The sequence below is a fragment of the Variovorax sp. 01N429 genome, assembly GCF_056399425.1.
Genome location: NZ_JBFTRG010000016.1, coordinates 117,238 through 133,850, shown reverse-complemented (window position 1 = coordinate 133,850; position 16,613 = coordinate 117,238). Strand labels below are relative to the sequence as shown.

Genomic DNA, 16,613 nt, shown 5'->3' with positions numbered 1-16,613 from the left:
GCGTTGTGCAGCTTCCACTGCTCCGCCCAGGTCTTCTTGCGGCCGCTGGCGACGTCCAGCATCAGCCTGAACATCTCCCAGCCGACGTCGGCGATGGTCTTCTCTCCGGTGGCGATGGTTCCGGCATTGATGTCCATCAAGTCGTGCCAGCGGCGCGCGAGGTCTTCGCGCGTGGCGACCTTGATGACYGGCACCTGCGCCAGGCCGTAGGGCGTGCCTCGGCCCGTGGTGAACACATGCAGATTCATGCCGGCAGCCAACTGAAGCGTGCCGCAGATGAAATCGCTCGCCGGWGTGGCCGCATAGATCAGCCCCTTCTGGCGCACCTTCTCGCCCGGCGAGATCACGCCCGAGATCGGCGCGCTGCCCGACTTCACGATCGAGCCCATCGCCTTCTCGACGATGTTGGACAGGCCGCCCTTCTTGTTGCCCGGCGTGGTGTTGGCGCTGCGGTCTACGCGGCCCTTGTCCAGGTAGGCGTCGTACCAGGCCATCTCGCGGATCATCGCTTCGGCCACTTCGGGCGTGGTCGCGCGCGAGGTGAGCTGGTCGATCCCGTCGCGCACTTCAGTCACTTCAGAGAACATCACCGTGGCGCCCGCGCGCACGAGCAGGTCGGTGCAAAAACCCACTGCCGGGTTGGCCGTGACGCCGGAGAACGCATCGCTGCCGCCGCACTGCACGCCCACGACCAGTTCACTCGCAGGCACGGTYTCGCGGCGCCGCGCGTTCAGGCGCTCCAGATGCTCTTCGGCCTGGCGCATGATCGAATCGATCATCGACATGAAGCCCACGTGCGCTTCGTCCTGCAGGCAGACGACGTCGAGCTTGCTGTCCGCGTTYTCGCCGACGTCCGCCACRTTTCGCTCGTCGATCAGAGGAATCGTGCCCGGCGGCATCAGGCGCTCGGGCTGCAGCTTCTCGCAGCCCARGCTCACCAGCATCACCTCGCCGCCGAAGTTCGGATTGAGGCTGATGTTGCGCAGCGTGCGGATCGGCACGACGGCGTCCGGCGCATCRATGGCCACACCGCAGCCGTAGGTGTGCTCCAGCGCCACCACGTCATCGACGTTSGGGTATTTCGGMAGCAGCTCAGCCTTGATGCGCTGCACCGCGAAGTCCGTCACGCCCGCCACGCACTGCACGGTCTGCGTGATCGCCAGGATGTTGCGGGTGCCGACGGAGCCGTCCGGATTGCGATAGCCCTCGAAGGTGTAGCCCTCCAGCGGAGGCATCTCGGGGGGCTTGACCGTCGCGATGGGCAGGCCGGTGAGTTCTCGCGCGGCTGGCATCTTGAGCAGCCGCTCGTGCACCCAGCTGCCTGCGGGGATGTCCTTGAGCGCATAGCCGATGGTGACGTTGTAGCGGCGCACTTCGCCGCCTTCGCGGATGTCCACCAGGGCGACCTTGTGCGCCTGGGGAACCTTGTCGATCAGCGTCAGGCCCGAGGGAAACACGGTGCCGGCGGGCAGGCCGCCGTCGTTGGCCACGATCGCGACGTTGTCACGATCGTGCATGGTGATGTAGAGCGGCTTCGTCATGTTGCACGAGTTGCTCAGGTCGCTCACTTGGCCATCGCTCCTGCGCCCACGGGCGCCCAACGGGCGGTAGGTGTCCGATCGCCGCTTCGAGCCAGCAGGCACACGACCACTGCCGCGATGATGTCGAAGACCGCGAGCACGACGAAGAGCGGGCTGTAGCCGATTTGCGTGACGAGCACGCCGAACAACGCCGTGAACGCGGCAGCGCCCAGGTAGCCCGCCATACCGCCCATCCCCGTCGCCGTGGCAACCTCGTTCTTCCCGAACATGTCGGAGGTGATTGAATACAGCGCGCCCGAGAGCGTCTGGTGCGCGAAGCCGCCGATGCACAGCAGCGCGATCGCCATGTAGGGGCTCTCGACGAAGCCGACGCTGGCCGGGCCGATCATGAACAGCGCGCCGACGACGAAGACCATCTTGCGCGACGTGAACAGCGACACGCCGAAGTACTTGTGGAACAGCGGACTGAGATAGCCGCCCAGCACGCAGCCGATGTCCGCCGCGAGGAAAGGCATCCACGCGAACATCGCCACTTCCTTCAGGTTCATGTGCCGCTCGGTCATCATGTAGAGCGGAATCCATGCATTGAAGGTCTGCCAGGCCGGCTCGGAGAGGATGCGCGGAATGCCGATGGCCCAGAAGTCGCGGCTGCGGATCATCTCGGTCCAGCGACGCTTGGTCGCGCCGGCATCGCTGTGCTTGGCTTCCTGGCCGGCGAGGATGTAGTCGCGCTCGGTGTCCGACAGGCGCTTCTGGTCACGCGGATGGCGATACAGCAGCATCCAGACGAAGCTCCAGACGATGCCCAGGCCGCCGACGATCAGGAAAGCCCATTGCCATTGCCCGTGCATCAGCGACCACACCACCAGCGGCGGCGCGAGCAGTGCGCCGATCGACGAGCCGATGTTGAACCAGCCGATTGCAACCGACCGCTCCTTGGCGGGGAACCATTCTGTCGTCGCCTTCACGCCCGCCGGAATGCCGGCCGCTTCGGTGAGCCCCAGCAGTCCGCGAAAGAACGCAAGGCTCTGCCAGTTGGTCGACCAGGCCGCCGCAGCGCAGGCCAGCGACCACGCCAGCGCGAAGAGCCCGAAGCCGAGCTTGGTGCCGATCGTGTCGAGCAGATAGCCCGCGACCGGCTGCATGAATGCATAGCAGAGCTGCCAGGCCACCACGATGTGCGAGTACTGCTCGGTCGTGATGTTCAGGTCTTTCATCAGCGTGGGGGCCGCCACCGAAAGCGTGTTGCGCGCGAGGTAGTTGACGATCAATCCGGCCGAAACCAGAGCGACCATCCACCAGCGAATGCCCTTGATCTTCATTGCGTGTCTCCTTGGTCTTTGCGCGAGTAGTCCAGGCCGACGAAGCTGCCGCCCTGAAAACGTTGGCCCAAGGCATCGAGTGGGTTCGGCCGGGCCAGGATTTCCGCGGCGTACGCCTCCGCGTCTTGCGTGGGCCGAAAGCCCAGGTGTTCGGCGCCGCGGTTGTTCCACCAGCTGCGCTTGTTGGCCGAGACGCCCCACACGACGGTGAACCCCACGTGCTCGGCTTCGATGCAGCGATCGATGAAGTGCAGGAAATCCTCGTGGCCGAACCACGTGCTCAGGTGGCGCGGTTCGGTCGGCCGTTCGAGGCAACTGCCGATGCGCACGCAGACGCTTTCGATGCCGTGCTTGTCCCAGTACATGCGCGCAAGCGCTTCGCCCCAGACCTTGCTCAGCCCGTAGAAACCGTCGGGGCGCAACGCGCAATCGAGGCCGAGATGCTCGGTGACCGGGTACATGCCGATCGCATGGTTGGAGCTCGCGAAGACGACGCGGCGCACTCCCTGCCGGCGCGCACCTTCATAGACCGCGACCAGGGCGCTCAGGTTGTTGTCGATGATCTCGGGCAACGGGCGCTCCACGCTCGTGCCTGCAAGGTGGATCAGCACGTCGACGCCTTCGAGCAGCCGGTCGGCCACGGCGCCATCGCGCAGGTCGCCGTGCATCACGTCTTCGCCGTCGACCAGCGGCACGAGCGCCGTGCGGCCGGCGGCGGAGCGCAAGGGGAGCCCTCGGGCGACCAACGCCTTGCGCAGAACGGCGCCGAGCTGGCCGCCGGCGCCGCTCAACGCGATTTTTTTCAACGTAATTTCGGGTGAAGGGGGCATGAAAGTCTCCGTCTACTCATCAGATGTCCTATGACAAGTAGCGACTATGTTCGATCTTCTGGCCGGCATTTATTAGGGTAAACCCAAGTTTCTGCGGTGGATTTGTAGCTGAATGCTGCCACGTGATTGCGAAAACGCGCCACCCATCATTGGATGTCCTACAACAAAGCGACTTGTTGTTGGAAGTGCTAGGACAACCTCCGCACAGTTCTATGATTGGCGCATGCAAGAACCTTCGCCCACCCTTGAGGAAATCTCCGCGGACACCGATCTGCGCGCCGCGTCACTGGCCGGCCGCCGACCGGGCAAGGGGCTGACGCACGAGCTGGTCGAGGCTCTCGGCGGGCAGCTCAAGAGCCGGGCGATCAAGCCAGGAGACAAGCTGCCGACGGAGGCGGTGATCATGCAAACCTTCGGCGTCAGCCGCGGCGTGGTGCGCGAAGCCTTGTCCCGCCTGCAAGCCGCCGGCATGGTCCAGACGCATCACGGGGTGGGGACCTTCGCCCTCGAAATGGCGGCGCCGGGCCGCTTCCAGTTCGGCAATGCGGCATCCAGCGGCGGCGGCATCTTCGACATGCTGGAGATGCTCGAACTGCGCACCAGCATCGAATCGGAAGCTGCCGGGCTCGCGGCACTGCGCCGAAACGACGAGCATCTTCAGGAGATGCGCAGCGCGCTCGACGACTTCGAAAGGCACCTCGCGACCGTGGGTGAAACGGTTTCGCCCGATTTTCGATTTCACCTCACCATCGCACAGGCCACCGGCAACCACTACTTCGGCGAATTGATGAGCCATCTGGGCCTGGAAGTGATCCCGCGCACGCGGATCTCATCGTCATGGCTGAACGTCGAGCAACGCGAACAGCATCTGCAGAAGGTCAATCAGGAGCATCAGGATATCTATGCGGCCATCGAGCGCCGCGATCCCGATGCGGCGCGTGCAGCCATGCGCATCCATCTGGTCAACAGCCGCGAGCGGCAGCGCAAGGCGCACGCAGAACCGTTGCGAGCGAATTCGAGTGCGAGGTCGAACTTCCCTGAAGGCTGAGCCGCGCTCAACGCTGGCCGGCGAACACCTCGGCGAGCGCATAGGGCGCGACCACTTCCAGCTGGTCGAAGCGGCATGCATCGGGCGGCTTGTCGAAACGCCAGCGCATGAAGATGGCGGCGTGCCGGAAGCGCCGTCCCTGCAGATGGTCGTACTTGACTTCGCACACACGCTCGATGCGCAGCGGTTGCCAGCTCAGATCCTTGCCGCTGCTCCATCGGCTCTGCGCCCCAGGCATGCGCTGCACCGCCTGGCCGTTCGGATCGCCCCAGCGCGCCCACGGATGGCCGTCCAGTGTCTTCGGCCGCAATGGCGCCAGTTCCTTGGCGAGTGCGCGTCGCGTCTCCATGCTGAAAGCCGACGTCGAACCGACATGCTGAAGCACGTTGTCGTCGTCGTAGAGGCCCAGCAGCAGTGAGCCGACCGCATCCTCGCCGCTCTTGTGCCAACGAAAACCGGCGACCACGCAATCGGCGCTGCGCACGTGCTTGATCTTCAGCATGGCGCGCTGGCCCTGCCGATACGGGCTGTCCGCCGGCTTGGCGACAACGCCGTCGAGACCGGCCCCTTCGAAAGACTGCAGCCATCCGACGGCCGTGCCGTGCGAAGTGGTCATGGGCGTGAGATGGATGGGCGGTGGCACGTCCATGAGCAGCGCCTCCAGCAGCATCCGACGCTCATCCTGCGGCCGGTCCGATATGTCCGCGCCGTCCACCGCGATCAGGTCGAAGGCGACGAAAGAGGCCGGGGTCTCGTGCGCGAGCCGCTCGATGCGGGACGCAGCCGGGTGAATGCGCTGCTGCAACGCGTCGAAGTCCAGGCCGTTCGGGCCGGCGACGACGATCTCGCCGTCGAGCACGCAGCCCTCGGGGAGCGCACGCGCGAGCGCTTCGAGCAGTTCCGGAAAGTAGCGATCGAGCGGCTTCGTATCGCGGCTCTGAAGGCGCGCCGAGCCGCCTTCCCGAAACACGATCGCGCGGAAGCCATCCCACTTCGGCTCGTAGAGCCAGCCTTCGCCTTCGGGCACTTGCGCCGCAACGGATGCGAGCATCGGTTGCACGCTGCCGAAACGAGGCGCAAATGAATGCTCGGAAGGAAGCTCGGACGCCATGATCGACCCTAGCGCCCGACGCGGAGCGGCTGCTGTAGTCGCAAGCAGACTCAATGCCTCGGCTTCTGTCTCATCCATCACAATCGCCCGGATGTCGACGCGAATCCACGAAATCAAACGACGGCTGCAGGACGCCGGAGCGGGCCCGCTGCACGAACATCGCGTCCTCAGGCTGTGGTCGCACGCGCTGCCGCGCAGGAGCGGAAAACGCCGGCCGGAGAGTTTCTTCCCGTCATCATTGCTTGCGGCGCTGCCTTCCATCGAGGCTGAACTCGCGGGCTTGGCGCGCATTCGGGCCATCCACCCCGGCGCCGATGGTTCAGAACGCCTGCTGGTCGCCTTGGCGGACGGGCAGACCGTCGAAAGCGTGTTGCTGCCCAGAGAGGGTCTGTGCGTGTCCTCGCAGGTCGGATGCGCCGTCGGTTGCCAGTTCTGCATGACCGGTCGCGACGGACTGCTGCGCCAACTCGGGAGCGCGGAGATCATTGCCCAGGTCGCTCTCGCGCGCACCCGCAGGCCCGTGCGCAAGGTGGTGTTCATGGGCATGGGCGAGCCGGCACACAACCTCGACAACGTGATGGAAGCAATCGATCTGCTCGGCACCGCGGGCAACATCGGGCACAAGAACCTGGTGTTCTCCACGGTGGGCGATCCTCGCGTTTTCGAGCGACTGCAGCAGGGCCGCGTCAAGCCGGCGTTGGCACTGTCGCTGCATACGACCAACGCCGAGTTGCGCAGAAGGCTCCTTCCGCGCGCGCCGAACCTGAGCCCCCAGGAACTGGTTGCCGCCTGCGAGAGTTATGCGCGCGCGACCGGCTATCCGATTCAATACCAGTGGACGCTGTTGGAAGGCATCAACGACAGTGAAGAGGAAATCGAAGGCATCGTGCGGCTGCTCTCGGGCAAGTACGGCGTGCTCAACATGATTCCCTTCAACGCCGTGGAGGGGGTGGCGTTCAGTCGCCCGTCGGGAGAACGCTGCAAGGCGATTGCGCGCACGCTGCACGAGCGCGGCATCCTGACGAAGCTGCGCTATTCGGCCGGGCAGGATGTCGACGGCGGCTGCGGGCAGCTGCGGGCGCGCGCAGCCGGCGTGCAAGCCGGTGCGCCGGTGAAGTTTCACCGCGCACCGTCCCTGGAGGCATAAGTGGAGTTCCGAGTCGCCGGAGGCTCGCAAAGGCGATCGGGGTGGCGCGGAATCGGTCACTGCTGCCATCTGGCGCGAAGCCTACTGGCGAATGCGTCTCACGCCTAGCCCAACGTCGGGCGTGCAATTGTTTGAACTCCGTCGTTCAATCGCACGCGCGCAAGGTACCCCCACCCGCCATACAGCACCCGTCCCCCCAGATTTCAGGAGACCATTTTGGATGCGACCGCCACTGTTGGAGCTGCCCTCGATATGGCGCGCAGCCGCCTGGCTGGAGCGCCCTCGGTGGCGATCTATGCGGCCAGCGTGATGCAGCTCGAGTACCTGATGGCCGTGCTCGAACGAAAGGCGGCGGTCGACCGTGCCAAGCTGCGCGACATCATGGTCGGGCAATACAGTACGAGAGCGCTTCAACGCTCCGACGCCGTGTTCGCCAACGCGCTGACGGACGCGCAAGGGGTTGCTGCCAGGCTGGCGCAGGGACTCAGGCCCGATTGACCGCGTCAGATTCATGTGGGCCAATGGAGGCAACATGAGACGGCGCCAGTTTGCTTCACTCGTTGGCGGGACTGCGCTTGCATCCCTCCCCGGATTGCCGGCGTTCGCGGGTCCGCTCGCTCGCTGCGGTGCGCTGAACGCGGGAGACGACCAGCTCGTCGATGCCGCGGTGCTGTGCGGGATGGCTGATCAGCTCGCGGTCTCATCCAACATCCATGCCGTGCTGGTCGCCCGCGGAGGGAAGCTGGTGTTCGAGAAGTACTTCAGCGGTCCCGATGAGGTCCCCGGTTTCTTTTCTGGCAGCCGGGTCAAGGATGTCGTCTTCGACACCGACATGCTGCATGACCTGAAGTCGGTTTCAAAGAGCGTTGCGTCGCTTGCACTCGGGATCGCCATCGATCGCGGATTGATCCGCAGCGTCAACGAACCGATCTTCAGCTTCTTCCCCGAGTACGCGGATTTGCGTTCGCCTGAAAAGGATCGCATCCAACTGGTGCACGTGCTCACCATGACGATGGGCCTTGAGTGGGTGGAGGCGGCTCCGGCCACCGAGGAGAACAACGATGAGTCGCGCATGCGGCGGGCGGCAGATCCCTGTCGCTACGTCCTTGGCCTGGCGTCCACTGCGCCGCCGGGCCGAGAGTTTTTCTACAACACGGGGGCGCTTGCGCTGGTGTCCGCCATTGTTCGGAAGGCGACAGGACAGCCTCTGGACGAATTCGCCCGGGAAGTGTTGTTCGAGCCTCTGGGCATCACGCAGTTTGAGTGGCGCCGCGTCAAGGGGCATACGGATGCCGGAGGTGGATTGCGCATGCGGCCGCGCGACATGGCAAAGATCGGACAGCTCGTGCTCGCGGGCGGGCGATGGAACGGCCGACAAACCGTCTCCAGGGAATGGATCGAGACCTCGACGTCCCCAAAGGTCAAGACGACGGACGGTCAGAACTATGGGTATCTGTGGTGGCTCGGCCGCGTCCAGACTCCTGCAGGTGGGGTCCATTGGATTGGCGCACTCGGGCGAGGCGGGCAGTCAATCCGCATCGTCCCCGAGCGCGACCTCGTGGTCGTGGTGACGGCAGGCTACTACCAGGACTACAGCCCGGAAGCGTTCAAGTTGCAGTTCGGGGTTTTCAGGGACGTTCTGCGGGCGCTGCCGCCCCCACGCTGATCGCAGGCCGGCGAGCGCAACGGCGAGACCCTCAGCCCGGAATGTTCGGCTCGACCAGTTGGGCCAATGCGATGAGCGATTCCTGCCAGCCGAGGTAGCACATTTCCGGCGGGATCACCTCCGGGATGCCTTCCTGCACCACCGACATTTCGGTGCCACACGATACGGGCGTGAGCGTCACCGTGGTCTTCATGGCGCCGGGCAGGTTCGCATCATCGAAGGTGGCGTCATAGGAAATGCGCTGGCCCGGAACCAGTTCCAGGTATTTGCCGCCGAAAGAGTGGCTGTTGCAGGTGCCGAAGTTGGTGAAGGACATGCGCCAGGCTCCGCCGACCACCGGTTCCATGCTGTGGACCTTGCCGAGGAATCCGAACGGCGGCAGCCAGCGCTCGAAAGCGGCGGGATCGACAAAGGCGCGATAGATGCGCTCGGCCGGCGCGCGCAGGACGCGGTGCAAACGGACAGTGTTGGTACCCATGAATGTTTTCTCCTGAAGTGCAGAGGACGGCCCTCGTTCATACGACGAACGAGCGCGGGGGAAATCGACATGCCACACGCAGTCTACTTGCGACATATGGCATGTCTCGGGCGGAATGGCCTCCGAAATGAACGCTGGATGAACTTTTTCCATTCGCACACCTTCAACTTGTCGGACGACGGCCGATAAAGGAGGAGCTATGGACAAGCCAGAATCAAGACCTTCGCCGGAACTGCTGACCCGCATCCCGAGAGAGAGCGTTCTCCAGGATGATGGGGAGCACATGCTCGTCTCGACGAGAGGCGTGGAGGGCTCGAAGAGCGATGGCCTCCTTCTCCGGCGATGCGATTTTTCGATCGCGGCGCCGCTGGGCTGTGAGTTCCTCGGCCAATACAGGAAGCGGTCGGACGGCTTTTGGCACGCGACCATGCGCACCAGTCCCAGCGGCAATGGCACCTTCGGGCCACCGCAGGCGGCGATCTATGCGACAGAGCTCGACGCGCTGGTCAACCTCTGGGCCAACCGCCGGCATTTTGGTCTGCGCATGCGGGTTTGAGGATGATCTGCCGGGTGCGGCCAGCGCTGCGCGCGCTGCGCGAGATTCGAACAATCATTGCTTGCACTGGCCCAGGCCAATGGGCACCATACCGCTTCACTTTCGAGGACACAGCTTGGCTGAACGAACATCCGCGTCCGGGCGACGCTCCCAGGCGCAACCTATTGTTCTGGTGCTCATGGGAGTCTCGGGCTGCGGCAAGACGACCGTCGCGGCGATACTCGCGGGCCGACTGGGTTGGCCTTTCGAGGAAGGCGATGAACTGCATCCGCCATCGAACGTCGAGAAGATGAAGGCCGGGCATCCGCTCAACGATGAAGATCGCGCGCCCTGGCTGGAGAAGATCGCCGACTGGGTCGATGCGCGCATCGATGCCGGTGAAAACGGCGTCATCACGTGTTCCGCCCTCAAGCGCTCTTATCGCAACGTGATCAACCGCCGGGGCTCGGGCGTGATGTTCGTCTATCTCGCCGGCTCTCGAGAAATGATTGCCACGCGGCTGGCGGCACGCCACGGCCATTTCATGCCGACGAGTCTGCTGGACAGCCAGTTTGCCGATCTGGAGGAGCCTTCGGAGCCAGAGCCGGCGATCCGGATCGACATCGGACCAGCGGCTGCCGTGCTGTCGCAGTCAATCATCGAAACACTCGGCCTGGAATGAATCCGTCCAACGCGCCGACCGGTCAGCGACGCGCGGCGTCGACGACTTCACGGATCGCGTCGGCCACGATCCGCGGCTGCTCAGATGGATGTAGTGGCGGCTGCGGGTCTCGGTGACATGCCTGGCGCCGGGGAAGCGCTTGGCGAGAGCGTCCTGCGCCGAGACTTGCGCCGACCACAGCGCCTCGATGAACTCGGCGGTCACGTTCGGCGGGAAGGCGCCGCTGGCGATGTCTTGGGCGGTGATCGGGGGCTGGTCGGCCGTCAGGATGGTCATCGGCACCTGGCGCACGCCTGGAGCTGAAGTCACCTGCTCGAAAGAAGCCACCGTGGCGACGCGTTCCGGCAGGAGATTGATCGACTCGAGCACGTCGCGCCGTGCCGGCGTGAGGGCGTCGTACAAGCCGGGCGATCGCGTCGCGCGCGGGCAGCCGATGGGCAAGGCCGGCAGCTCAGGCACTGGCGGCGGGCCGCACGCGCACTTCCAGGTGATGGATCGCTTGTCGGTCCTGCACGCGAACGGCCTGCCCTACGAGTTCGACGCCCTCATGCTCACCGGACGCACGCCGCCGCTCGCCCAGGTGCTGCCGTATTTCGACACGCTGGAGCCAATCCCGATCTCGACCGCGGTCACGGGCGAACGGCGCAACGCGCTGCCGCTCGGCGGCGGTGTCGTGAGCTTTCCGGCCGCTCCCTGAGGGGCCGCTCGATCCACGCTCGCCCGCTGGGGCTGTCGTTCGTTCGCGCGGCGTGAAGCGATCTAGTTGCTTGCATTGGGAAAGAACAACTGCTCGCCGCCGATCTTGTAGCTTGCAATCACCGATTGCCCGGCCGGCGAGGTCACCCAGTCGACGAACTTCTGTGCGCCCGCGCTGTTGAGCTGCGGGAATTTCGCGGGGCTGACGACCATCACGCCATACTGGTTGAACAGGCGCTTGTCACCTTCGACGAGCACCGCCAGGTCCGCACGGTTCTTGAAGCTCAGCCAGGTGCCACGATCGCTCATCACGTAGGCACCGCTCGATGCAGCGATGTTGAGCGCCGGTCCCATTCCGCAGCCGCATTCCTTGTAGCCAGCCCCCTTCTTGTCGCTGGGTAAAGGCTGGGCAGATGGGGCAATGCCGGTTTGCGCCCACAACCGGCGCTCGGCCGCATCGGTGCCGCTGTTGTCGCCGCGTGAGACGAAGGGTGCGTTGGCCGCGGCGATCTTCTTCAGCGCGGCGACGATGTCCTTGCCCTTCACGCCGGCCGGGTCGTTCTTCGGCCCGACAAGGACGAAGTCGTTGTACATGACAGGCAGGCGCCTGGCTGCAAAACCTTGCGCGACGAATTTCTCTTCGGCCGCCGTGTCGTGCACGAAGAGCACGTCGGCATCGCCCCGTTTGGCCATGTCGATCGCCTGGCCGGTGCCGACTGCCACGACCTTGACGTCGATGTTGCTGGCCTGCTTGAACGCTGGCAGCAGATGCGCAAACAAACCCGACTGCTCTGTCGAGGTGGTCGATGCCATCGTGATCGTCTCTGCTTGTGCAGCCAAGGCGCTCGCCGAGATGACGAGCGCACAAAATATCTTTCTCATACCAACTCTCCTTTGAGGAACAGGGCGGCTTCGTCCGGCAAAGGGCCGGCGAAGAATTCATGAACAGGCAGATCGACCACGATGCGACCGTGCTCCAGGTAGATGACACGGCTTGCGAGCCGCTTCACCTGACCCAGGTTGTGGCTGGCGAACACCAGCGTGCGGCCATCGGCTGCGGTGCCGATCAATCGCTCGACCTCGCGCTTGGCAGTGGGGTCTAGGCTCGCGGTCGGCTCGTCGAGGAACAACACGTCCGGCTGCAGCACCCATGCGCGCGCGAGCGCCACGCGCTGCTGCTGCCCGCCCGAGAGCGTGCGCGCGTTTCGCCGCGCGAGGTCGGCCAGCCCGACCCGATCGAGGGCAAGGCTTGCCTGGAACTGCGCCTCACGCCATCGCGTGCCGTGCAGCCAGAGCGGGAGCGCGACGTTGTTGCGGACGCTGGCGCGCAGCAAGTGCGGCCGCTGGAACAACATGGCCTGTGCCCAGCGCTGAACCTTGTTGTCGAATGTGCCCTCGGCATGCGCCACGAGGCCGTGCAGCACGCGCAGCAAGGTGCTCTTGCCGCTGCCGTTCGCGCCGATCAGTGCGACCCGTTCTCCGGAGCGGATCGACAAACTGACCCCGACGAGGGCCTGCACGTGGCCGAAGCGCACGTCGACACCTTGCAGATCGAATAGCTTCACGAGGCCACCTCGATCCGGCGCCGCGCAGATGCATCCAGCGCGCCGCCGTCGACGCGCTCGCGCCAGCCGCGCAATATTGCAATGCCGATGTTGAGCAACAGCACCACTGCCAGCAGCACGAACCCGAGCGCCAGTGCGAGGGGCAGGTCGCCCTTGCTGGTTTCCAGCGCGATGGCTGTGGTCATCACCCGTGTGAAACCGTCGATGTTGCCGCCCACGATCATCACCGCACCGACTTCCGACACCGCACGGCCGAAGGCGGCGATGACCACGGTAACCAGCGCATAGCGCTCGTCCCACACGAGCAGCAACGCACGCATGAATGAGCCGGCGCCCAGGGAGCGCAACTGCTCGCCGTGAGCGCGATCGGCATCTTCGATGGTCTGGCGGGTGAGGGCGGTGACCACGGGCAGCACGAGGATCGTCTGCGCGATCACCATCGCCTTGAAGCTGAAGAGCCAGCCCAGGAAGCCGAGCGGCCCCGAGCGCGACAGAAGCAGGTAGACGACCAGCCCCACCACCACCGAAGGCAATGCCAGCAGCGTGTTGAGCAGTGTGAGCAACACGCCGCGCCCGGTGAAGCGGGTCACCGCAAGGCAAGCGCCCATCAAGAGGCCGAAAGTGCATCCCGCAACGCAAGCCGCTGCGCTGACCGCGAGCGAACGACCGACGATGGCCAGCAATACAGGATCCACCGATACAACGAGGCCCCCCGCCGCAGCGAAGCTATCCGCAAAGGTGTTCACGCTCGGCTTGCAATGTCGATGCGAAAGCCCAGCCGGCTCAGTGCCTCGCGAGCCGCTTCCGATTGCAGCAGGGCGATGAAGGCTTGCACCGGCGCACGGTCCCTGCGCGCCTTCGGCACGACGAAGTCATAGCGCTCTTCCTGGACCGGGATGAAGCCGAGGCCGTATTGCCGCGCGACAGTGTCGATCGCCAGGCCCCAGTCGGCGCGCTGCTGCGTGACGGCGACCGCCACTGCGTTGTGCGACTTGGTCTGCACGCCGTAGCCTGCCGGCCTGGCGCCGTCGAGCAGGCGGTCAATGAGGATGCGCGTTCCGCTGCCGGCGTTTCGATTCACCATCGTGCAACTGGGCTCGTTGATTGCCGCTGCGATGGCGGCGGCAGCATCACGCCCCTCGAAGCGCGCATCCGACGGGCGGTAGACGATGCCTTGCATGCGACCGTATCCGGTGATCAATTCGAGCGCCGGCGTGAGCAGCGGCAGGTTGTAGACACCGGTCGCCGGGTCCATCAGATGAATGCCCGCCAGATCGCATTCGCCGCGCTTGGCGGCCATCAGCCCGCCGGTGCTGCCGACGTTCATGGCCTTGATGCGAAGCCCCTGGCGTGTCAGCTCGCCGATCAGCCAATCGAGCCCGACGCAATGGCTGCCGATGAAGATGAGGTCGGCAGCATCGAGCCCCTGGCTCAGCAACTGCACCTGCACGGGCGCGCCCGCATCGACGATTTCCGTGTGCTGGCCGATGGTGATGAAGCCATCCGCTCCACTGAAGGTGGTGACCGAGCCCGAACCCTTGCCCATCGGATAGGCCGCCATGCCTGCTTCGCTCGGCACCAAGCCGACCAGGAGGTATTCGGTCCGGCCACGCTCGGAATTCACGCGCATGGGCAGCGTGGCCGCCACATGGTTGCGCCGCTCCGGAGGCAGGCCTGCGAAGGCGCGGATCACTGGCGCCAGGAATTCATGGAACGTGAAGACCGCCGAAGTCGGAAACCCCGGCAGGATCACCACAGGCTTGCCCCGCGTGACAGCCAGGCACACCGGCTTGCCAGGCTTGAGCGCGACACCGTGCGCCACCACGCCCGGGTCGCCAAGCGCGGCGACCACCCGATAGGAGAGGTCGCCTTCGCCCTTGGATGTCCCGCCCGAGAACACCACCGCATCGCAATCGAGCCCCCGCATGAGCGCCGCCGACAGCGCAGCCTCGTCGTCCGGAATCACGCCCAGGCGCACGGGCTCGCCACCGAGTTCCTCGACGGCGGCGCTGATGATGGCTGCGTTGGAGTCGTAGACGGCTCCCGTGGGCAATGGCGCGCCGGGCGCAACGATCTCGTTGCCGGTGGAGAAGATGGCGACGCGCGGCTTGCGGTGGGCGCTGACCTTCGCAAGACCGAGCGCCGCGAGCACGCCGATCTCGCGCGAACTCAGAACCTGCCCAGCGCGCAGCACGGTTTCGCCGCGCGCGATGTCGGTGCCGGCGTAGCTGACGTTCTCGCCCGCCGTGGCGACGCGGCGGATCTGCACTCGGCCATCGTCCGCATCGGCATCGGTGTATTCGACCATCACCACCGCATCGGCGCCGCGCGGCAGCATGCCGCCTGTGGCGATCGCCGTCGCCTGGCCGCTTGCCACCTCGTGGCGCGGAACCATGCCCGGCGCCAGCGTCTCTCCGGTGAGCGCCAGCGTGCGCGCCTGCTCCTCCATCGCGCCCCAGGTGTCGGCGGCCTGCACGGCAAAGCCGTCGACATTCGAACGATCGAAGCCGGGCACGTCGATGGCGGCGATCACGTCTTCGGCGAGCACCCTGCCCAGAGCGTCGGCGAGAGAAATGGTCTCGGAGCCCAGTGGCGAGAGCTTCAGGTGCTCGCGGAACCGGCGCTCGGCCTCGTCGCGCGTGACGACATCGAGAAATTGCGATTGGGCTTTCACGGGCACTCGTAGAGATGAACAGTGACTTCAGTCCCGGGTCCGAAGCCTTCGCTTTCGGCGGGAGCGACCACGAACCCGTCGGCCCGCGTGGTCGAGCTCAGCATGGACGCGCCGGACAGCGCAAGCGGCTCGACACCCGATGTGCCGATCTTCACGCGGACGTAGTCGACGCGTCCCACTTGCGAGACGATCTTGCGCGCCACGATGGCGCGGGTCTTGGGGTAGGGCCAGTCGGCGGGCCGGCCGCCGAGTCGACGAATCGCGCGGCCGGCAAAGAAGTCGTAGGCGCACAGGCACGAGACGGGATTGCCCGGCAGCAGGAACACCAGCGCGTCGCCCACGCGGCCCATGCCCGCCGGGCTCGAAGGCCGCATCGCGATGCCGTGGATCGCCAGTTCGCCCAGTTCGGCCAGAAGGCGCGGCGCATGGTCCTCGGCGCCCACGCTGGAGCCGCCGGAGACGAGCACGACGTCGGCACCCGCCGCTCCCAGCGCCTGTGCAATGACCCGCGGGTCGTCGCCCAATCGCTGATGCGATTCGAGCAGGCCACCGTCGCGCGCGACCAGGCCACGCAAGGTCATCGAGTTGGCGTCGTAGATCTCGCAAGGCCCCTTGGGTTCGCCGGGCGGGCGCACTTCGTTGCCGGTCACCAGCAGTCGCACACGGGGGCGGCGGACCACCTCCAGATGAGCGAAACCGAGCGAGGCGGCCAAGCCTGTGTCCTGCGGCCGCAGACGCCGGCCGGCGACCAGCGCCGTGGTGCCGCACGCAATGTCTTCGCCGATGTGGCCCACGTGCTGGCCCGGGGCGACGGCCCGCGTGATGGTCAGGCGCCCATCCTGTTCGCTCGCGTATTCGGCCGGCACCACGGCATCCAGTCCGTGCGGCACCGGGGCGCCGGTCATGATGCGCAGCGCTGCGCCCGCGGGCACTGCGCCCTCGAAAGGCCGGCCGGGCCATGCATGCCCCACGAGCGCGAACTCCAGCGGGTTGTAGTCGCCGGCGCCTGTGGTGTCGCTGCCGCGCAGCGCATAGCCGTCCATGGCCGCGCGCTCGAACTCGGGCACCGCGATGGGGGCGATCAGATCACTCAGAAGCACCCGGTCTGTGGCCTCTTCGACCGCCACGGATTCGCCATGCAGCAGCGGCGTATGGGCGTCGATCCAGGCGAGCGCCGCGGGCACCTCCGCGCGCTGCGTGAAGCCGCGCATGCGCACATCGGCGGGGACGGTTCGTTCGGGTGTCGGCATGCGGCCAGTATAGGATTTGGACGCAGCGGCCTCGCGGACGCGGCGCTTGAGAGATGGCCAGCGCTGCG

The 16,613-nt window shown here is 65.7% G+C and carries 17 protein-coding genes and 1 pseudogene; 7 read left to right on the top strand and 11 right to left on the bottom strand.

What is annotated here, in order from left to right; all coding sequences use genetic code 11:
- The 3 genes from garD to AC1DSF_RS24130 form a co-directional block, all read right to left on the bottom strand.
- Window positions 1–1,541: galactarate dehydratase (garD, locus tag AC1DSF_RS24140; protein ID WP_478183557.1), on the bottom strand; the 1,541-nt coding region annotated here is incomplete at its 3' end.
- A 23-nt stretch (window positions 1,542–1,564) separates the two neighbouring features.
- Window positions 1,565–2,863, bottom strand: coding sequence for an MFS transporter (locus tag AC1DSF_RS24135; RefSeq protein ID WP_478127907.1), 1,299 nt, complete (start codon window positions 2,861–2,863; stop codon window positions 1,565–1,567).
- Window positions 2,860–3,669 carry an NAD-dependent epimerase/dehydratase family protein gene (locus AC1DSF_RS24130; RefSeq protein WP_478183556.1) on the bottom strand — a complete coding sequence of 270 codons (810 nt, stop codon included), beginning with the start codon at window positions 3,667–3,669 and terminating at the stop codon, window positions 2,860–2,862. Before AC1DSF_RS24130 ends, AC1DSF_RS24135 begins: the two co-directional genes overlap by 4 nt.
- Before the next feature lie 247 nt (window positions 3,670–3,916).
- On the opposite strand from AC1DSF_RS24130, the gene AC1DSF_RS24125 reads away from it, so the two are divergent.
- Window positions 3,917–4,741 (top strand): FadR/GntR family transcriptional regulator, encoded by an 825-nt coding sequence (locus AC1DSF_RS24125; protein WP_478183554.1) that lies wholly within the window; start codon window positions 3,917–3,919, stop codon window positions 4,739–4,741.
- Between the two features lie 7 nt (window positions 4,742–4,748).
- Here the strand turns inward: AC1DSF_RS24125 and AC1DSF_RS24120 are convergent, their stop codons facing one another.
- Entirely contained in the window at window positions 4,749–5,792 is a 1,044-nt protein-coding gene (locus AC1DSF_RS24120; protein WP_478183553.1) for an ATP-dependent DNA ligase, read from the bottom strand.
- Window positions 5,793–5,943: 151 nt separating this feature from the next.
- On the opposite strand from AC1DSF_RS24120, the gene AC1DSF_RS24115 reads away from it, so the two are divergent.
- From AC1DSF_RS24115 to AC1DSF_RS24105, 3 genes are all read left to right on the top strand, one after another.
- Complete coding sequence (locus AC1DSF_RS24115; RefSeq protein WP_478183552.1) at window positions 5,944–6,999, top strand: RNA methyltransferase; 1,056 nt, start codon at window positions 5,944–5,946, stop codon at window positions 6,997–6,999.
- Window positions 7,000–7,215: 216 nt separating this feature from the next.
- Window positions 7,216–7,497, top strand: a complete 282-nt coding sequence (locus AC1DSF_RS24110; protein WP_478127911.1) for an immunity protein Tsi6 family protein — start codon at window positions 7,216–7,218, stop codon at window positions 7,495–7,497.
- 34 nt (window positions 7,498–7,531) lie between these two features.
- A complete protein-coding gene (locus tag AC1DSF_RS24105) occupies window positions 7,532–8,665 on the top strand; it encodes a serine hydrolase domain-containing protein (protein ID WP_478183551.1) in 1,134 nt (377 codons plus the stop codon).
- A 31-nt stretch (window positions 8,666–8,696) separates the two neighbouring features.
- Here the strand turns inward: AC1DSF_RS24105 and AC1DSF_RS24100 are convergent, their stop codons facing one another.
- Window positions 8,697–9,143, bottom strand: coding sequence for an SRPBCC family protein (locus AC1DSF_RS24100; protein ID WP_478145022.1), 447 nt, complete (start codon window positions 9,141–9,143; stop codon window positions 8,697–8,699).
- A 199-nt stretch (window positions 9,144–9,342) separates the two neighbouring features.
- Here AC1DSF_RS24100 and AC1DSF_RS24095 point away from each other — a divergent pair, with 199 nt between their 5' ends.
- Both AC1DSF_RS24095 and AC1DSF_RS24090 read left to right on the top strand, forming a co-directional pair.
- On the top strand, window positions 9,343–9,699 hold the full coding sequence (locus tag AC1DSF_RS24095; protein WP_478145021.1) for a hypothetical protein: 357 nt from the start codon (window positions 9,343–9,345) through the stop codon (window positions 9,697–9,699).
- A 115-nt stretch (window positions 9,700–9,814) separates the two neighbouring features.
- Complete coding sequence (locus AC1DSF_RS24090) at window positions 9,815–10,360, top strand: gluconokinase (RefSeq protein WP_478145020.1); 546 nt, start codon at window positions 9,815–9,817, stop codon at window positions 10,358–10,360.
- Here AC1DSF_RS24090 and AC1DSF_RS24085 read toward each other — a convergent pair.
- Window positions 10,331–10,762 carry a hypothetical protein gene (locus AC1DSF_RS24085; RefSeq protein WP_478145019.1) on the bottom strand — a complete coding sequence of 144 codons (432 nt, stop codon included), beginning with the start codon at window positions 10,760–10,762 and terminating at the stop codon, window positions 10,331–10,333. The two genes, AC1DSF_RS24090 and AC1DSF_RS24085, sit on opposite strands and share 30 nt — an antisense overlap.
- Here AC1DSF_RS24085 and AC1DSF_RS24080 point away from each other — a divergent pair.
- A complete protein-coding gene (locus tag AC1DSF_RS24080) occupies window positions 10,746–11,057 on the top strand; it encodes a M23 family metallopeptidase (RefSeq protein ID WP_478183550.1) in 312 nt (103 codons plus the stop codon). The two genes, AC1DSF_RS24085 and AC1DSF_RS24080, sit on opposite strands and share 17 nt — an antisense overlap.
- 62 nt (window positions 11,058–11,119) lie before the next feature.
- Here AC1DSF_RS24080 and AC1DSF_RS24075 read toward each other — a convergent pair whose 3' ends face one another.
- The 5 genes and pseudogenes from AC1DSF_RS24075 to AC1DSF_RS24055 form a co-directional block, all read right to left on the bottom strand.
- Window positions 11,120–11,938: an ABC transporter substrate-binding protein gene (locus AC1DSF_RS24075; RefSeq protein WP_478183549.1), complete on the bottom strand. Its 819-nt coding sequence runs from the start codon at window positions 11,936–11,938 to the stop codon at window positions 11,120–11,122.
- Window positions 11,935–12,555 (bottom strand): annotated as a pseudogene (locus AC1DSF_RS24070) (ATP-binding cassette domain-containing protein); the annotation flags it as partial. The pseudogene AC1DSF_RS24070 and the gene AC1DSF_RS24075, both read right to left, overlap by 4 nt.
- Before the next feature lie 62 nt (window positions 12,556–12,617).
- Window positions 12,618–13,367, bottom strand: coding sequence for an ABC transporter permease (locus tag AC1DSF_RS24065; RefSeq protein WP_478127918.1), 750 nt, complete (start codon window positions 13,365–13,367; stop codon window positions 12,618–12,620).
- Window positions 13,364–15,295 carry a molybdopterin biosynthesis protein gene (locus tag AC1DSF_RS24060; protein WP_478183548.1) on the bottom strand — a complete coding sequence of 644 codons (1,932 nt, stop codon included), beginning with the start codon at window positions 15,293–15,295 and terminating at the stop codon, window positions 13,364–13,366. Before AC1DSF_RS24060 ends, AC1DSF_RS24065 begins: the two co-directional genes overlap by 4 nt.
- On the bottom strand, window positions 15,292–16,545 hold the full coding sequence (locus tag AC1DSF_RS24055; RefSeq protein WP_478183547.1) for a molybdopterin molybdotransferase MoeA: 1,254 nt from the start codon (window positions 16,543–16,545) through the stop codon (window positions 15,292–15,294). The genes AC1DSF_RS24060 and AC1DSF_RS24055 overlap by 4 nt, the downstream gene beginning before the upstream one ends.
- Window positions 16,546–16,613: the final 68 nt, after the last annotated feature.

What these genes read in the sequence shown, in the direction of transcription:
- AC1DSF_RS24120 (WP_478183553.1), bottom strand. Translation starts at nt 5,792, where the DNA reads ATGCTCGCATCCGTTGCGGCGCAAGTGCCCGAAGGCGAAGGCTGGCTC.
- AC1DSF_RS24135 (WP_478127907.1), bottom strand. Translation starts at nt 2,863, where the DNA reads ATGAAGATCAAGGGCATTCGCTGGTGGATGGTCGCTCTGGTTTCGGCC.
- AC1DSF_RS24075 (WP_478183549.1), bottom strand. Translation starts at nt 11,938, where the DNA reads ATGAGAAAGATATTTTGTGCGCTCGTCATCTCGGCGAGCGCCTTGGCT.
- AC1DSF_RS24105 (WP_478183551.1), top strand. Translation starts at nt 7,532, where the DNA reads ATGAGACGGCGCCAGTTTGCTTCACTCGTTGGCGGGACTGCGCTTGCA.
- AC1DSF_RS24100 (WP_478145022.1), bottom strand. Translation starts at nt 9,143, where the DNA reads ATGGGTACCAACACTGTCCGTTTGCACCGCGTCCTGCGCGCGCCGGCC.
- AC1DSF_RS24115 (WP_478183552.1), top strand. Translation starts at nt 5,944, where the DNA reads ATGTCGACGCGAATCCACGAAATCAAACGACGGCTGCAGGACGCCGGA.
- AC1DSF_RS24125 (WP_478183554.1), top strand. Translation starts at nt 3,917, where the DNA reads ATGCAAGAACCTTCGCCCACCCTTGAGGAAATCTCCGCGGACACCGAT.
- AC1DSF_RS24095 (WP_478145021.1), top strand. Translation starts at nt 9,343, where the DNA reads ATGGACAAGCCAGAATCAAGACCTTCGCCGGAACTGCTGACCCGCATC.
- AC1DSF_RS24055 (WP_478183547.1), bottom strand. Translation starts at nt 16,545, where the DNA reads ATGCCGACACCCGAACGAACCGTCCCCGCCGATGTGCGCATGCGCGGC.